Annotated in this window: 4 protein-coding genes; 2 read left to right on the plus strand and 2 right to left on the minus strand. The window is 39.0% G+C overall.

Annotated features, from left to right (window positions below; genetic code table 11):
- On the minus strand, positions 1-494 hold a 494-nt coding region (locus tag B4K11_RS07210; protein WP_292959308.1), incomplete at its 3' end, for a DEAD/DEAH box helicase.
- A 217-nt stretch (positions 495-711) separates the two neighbouring features.
- Here B4K11_RS07210 and B4K11_RS07215 point away from each other — a divergent pair.
- On the plus strand, positions 712-1038 hold the full coding sequence (locus tag B4K11_RS07215; RefSeq protein WP_292949400.1) for a hypothetical protein: 327 nt from the start codon (positions 712-714) through the stop codon (positions 1036-1038).
- Positions 1039-1294: 256 nt separating this feature from the next.
- A complete protein-coding gene (locus B4K11_RS07220; protein WP_292949403.1) occupies positions 1295-2062 on the plus strand; it encodes a substrate-binding periplasmic protein in 768 nt (255 codons plus the stop codon).
- Between the two features lie 31 nt (positions 2063-2093).
- On the opposite strand, the gene B4K11_RS07225 is transcribed toward B4K11_RS07220, so the two are convergent.
- Complete coding sequence (locus tag B4K11_RS07225) at positions 2094-3188, minus strand: GGDEF domain-containing protein (protein ID WP_292949406.1); 1095 nt, start codon at positions 3186-3188, stop codon at positions 2094-2096.
- Between the last annotated feature and the right edge of the window lie 49 nt (positions 3189-3237).

Raw genomic sequence — 3237 nt, forward strand, 5'->3', positions numbered from 1 at the left:
AAGCCCATATCGAGCATACGGTCAGCTTCATCAAGTACTACAAATTCAGTTTGACCTAAATTGATGTTACAAGCCGTGATGTGTTCCAGTAATCGACCAGGCGTTGCGATAAGAATATCGGCGCCATTACGCAATTTTTTGCGTTGATTATCTAAAGTTGTACCGCCATAAATACTCATTACACGAAGTTCTAAATATTTATTGTATCGACTAATCGTTTCATCAAGCTGCTGAGCCAATTCACGGGTTGGGGTTAATATAACCGCCCTAACTTGACCTGTACCTAATGTTACCGGTTTATCTGATAGCTGCTGCAGTATAGGTAGGGCAAATGCTGCAGTCTTGCCTGTACCCGTTTGCGCATTTGCTAATAGGTCCTTGCCTCGACGCGCAGGCACAATAGCTTGCTGTTGAATAGGGGTCATCTCTTCGTAGCCACAGTCATCCAAGGCTTGCTGGATTGCAGGTGTAAGATCTAAGGCTGAAAACTTCATAGATGCCCCTCAGGCGTTAATCGTAAAAGCGGGGATTATAAAGCAAAATCAATCATTAAGTTATAGTTATGAGTTTAGTGGCAGCATAGAAATCAATACTAAAGTAGGCAAACGGGCGTTTGAAGAAATATAGTAAACTCATGTTAGACTTTGTGCACATAACTCTTTGTGCAGACAGCTCTTTATAATAAAAGCTTATACCAAATAGAGAAGTAATGTGGTTTTAGCTGAAGATAAGAAATTAACGGTTATTTTTCGAGTTGAACCGGGCTGTCTTGGTCCTGAAGGTTTAAGTCACGTCGATAAGTTTTGTATTCAAGCATTGCTTCAGTTACAACAAATTCATCCTGAATTTCTTAAATGGCAGGTCGTTCCTCGTCATGATAAAAATTTGGCTGAAATGGGTTTTGCAATTAATGCTAAGATTCTAAATCGCGATCAAGCTAAACGTTACATGGAATATTTGAAGCAAGACATCGATGCATTTGAGATGAGTATATTTGATAAAATCCCCGATCTCATTGATCAGTATTTTGGCCGATAATTCTTAAGTGTTTTGATAACAACCAGATTCTCAAGACACTGAATCAGTGTCTTTGCCTACCACCCCCTCGTTTATTCGCTCTAAATTCTCCAGTTTTTTGGAGATCCTTTTTTGGCTGTTCAAGTCGTTGCTATACTTTTATGAGTCGCTATATATAACGCTCCATATATCTTTTGAAGTGGTTCAAAGAAACAATGGTTAAAAGGAAGTGCCTAAAAAATAATTTTAGCAGCATCAGTTAATTCTTGGAGACTAGATGAAAGGCCACTTTGGACATTTAGTATTTATTTTCCTGTTTTCAGCACAGGCAGTAGCTGAAGAGCAGGAAGTGATCGAAATAGCTGCGATTGATTGGTGTCCACAGTTATGCCCAGCTCATACAAACCCAGGTTATATTACCGAGCTTGTTGAGCAGATTTATGGCTCTACCAATTATCACTTAAATATAAAAACCTATCCTTGGAGTCGAGCCCTTAGCATGGTGCGCAAAGGGGAGGTGGATGCAGTGCTTTCACCTGCAAGGGCTGAAGCACCGGATCTTATGTATCCTCATTATGAAGTAGGTGTTCAGCGTATGTGTTTCTTCACATTAGCTTCGAACTCTTGGGAATATGATGGTGTTAGTAGCTTAGCTGGTTTGCAATTTGGGGTTGCTTCGGACACTTCATTAGAGGAGCTCAATGACTATACTGCACTCAACCCGCAGCAATTTCAATTTCAGCCTTATCATGAGCGATATATTCTTCAGCAGGCGGAAAAGCTTAAAAAAGGTCGGATCGACGCATTTCTTTTCACCTACAACAGTACACGTTATACATTGCAGCAAGCTGATCAGTGGTCCGGCTTTAGAAGCGCGGGATGTGTTTCAAATGCCAAGGTTTATATGGCGTTCACGCCCAGTGAGGGTTTACAAGCAAAGATAAGACAGATGATGGATGCATTTGATCAGGGGATGAAACAGCTTGAGAGGGAAGCTAAGCCGCCACTGATAATGCAGAGATACGGCTTAGAGTATTGGAAATAAGCGCGGCACTGTATTTTTATAGTGTTGAAAGTTAAAACGCGACTTTATTTCTGCCTGTTTTCTTAGCGACATAAAGGTTCTGATCTGCAATTGAATATAATTGCTCTATAGAATTATTCTCAGTTCCTAGCTCAGATAAACCGATACTGATAGTTATCTGTATCGGAACGCCTTCAAAGGTGAATGGTTTAACTTCGATCGCCCTTCGTATTTTTTCTGCAATCACTTTTGCGCCATTCAAAGAGGTATTGTTAAAAAGAATTGTAAACTCCTCACCGCCAACACGTGCAAAAATATCATTTAGGCGAATGGTTTTTTCAATCTCTTTCGCAAGGTTAACTAAAATAAAATCCCCTGCTTGATGCCCATATTTATCATTAATTTTCTTGAAAAAATCCACATCGAGCATCAAAAGCGCTACATCTGTTTTGTCTCTCTGAGCAGTACTAATAATATTTTTTGACATTTCAAAGAAATAACGACGGTTATAAATATTCGTTAAGTTATCAATCATAGAAAGCTTATGCAGTTTCTCAACACTCTGCTCTAAGTCTGAGTGGGCCTCGATACTTGATAGGCGGCTATTGTATATAGTTTTTGAAAGCAAAATGGTTGCAGGGATATAGATAACAGTGAAGACAAGTAGAGCTGTATGTTGTTGTTCACCAAAAAATGACAGGATTATGATTTGCGGCACAATCATGCAGAAGAAGAAAACGAGGTAGGCTTTATAAAGTGATGACATAGACAATGCTGCAGCCGTAATGATGCCAATCGTCATGACAAATGTTACTAATTCAAAAGGCTGAGGTGCGAACGTGATAGCTAAGATAGATGATAGGGTCCACATCATCGCTTGAAAAACGTTTGAAACCATAAATGAAATTTCATTACGTTTTATTTTTTTAAACTCATTTTTTCGTAAGTATTCTTTAAATGATTTCGCATTTTGAACGCGATAAACCGCAAGAAGCGTTTGGAAAAAAAGCCAAATGCTTAAGATAGGTAATGGAACGTAATTCATAAACGACCAAAAATAAGCCAAAGAAACTAATAGCATAGCGATCATCGCTCTAGGCGTTTGATCCACTAAAATTTGTATAAGTTTTGGATGTGTAGTGTTCATGAAATTCCTGATTAATAACTATTGATATCGGAGCTGGCGGTAGACTGCT

The sequence above is a fragment of the Neptuniibacter sp. UBA6509 genome, from assembly GCA_002435145.1.
Taxonomy (GTDB): domain Bacteria; phylum Pseudomonadota; class Gammaproteobacteria; order Pseudomonadales; family Balneatricaceae; genus Neptuniibacter.

Bases quoted from the DNA above. Each gene is read 5' to 3' on its own strand.
- B4K11_RS07220 (WP_292949403.1), top strand. From the start codon at position 1,295: ATGAAAGGCCACTTTGGACATTTAGTATTTATTTTCCTGTTTTCAGCA.
- B4K11_RS07225 (WP_292949406.1), bottom strand. From the start codon at position 3,188: ATGAACACTACACATCCAAAACTTATACAAATTTTAGTGGATCAAACG.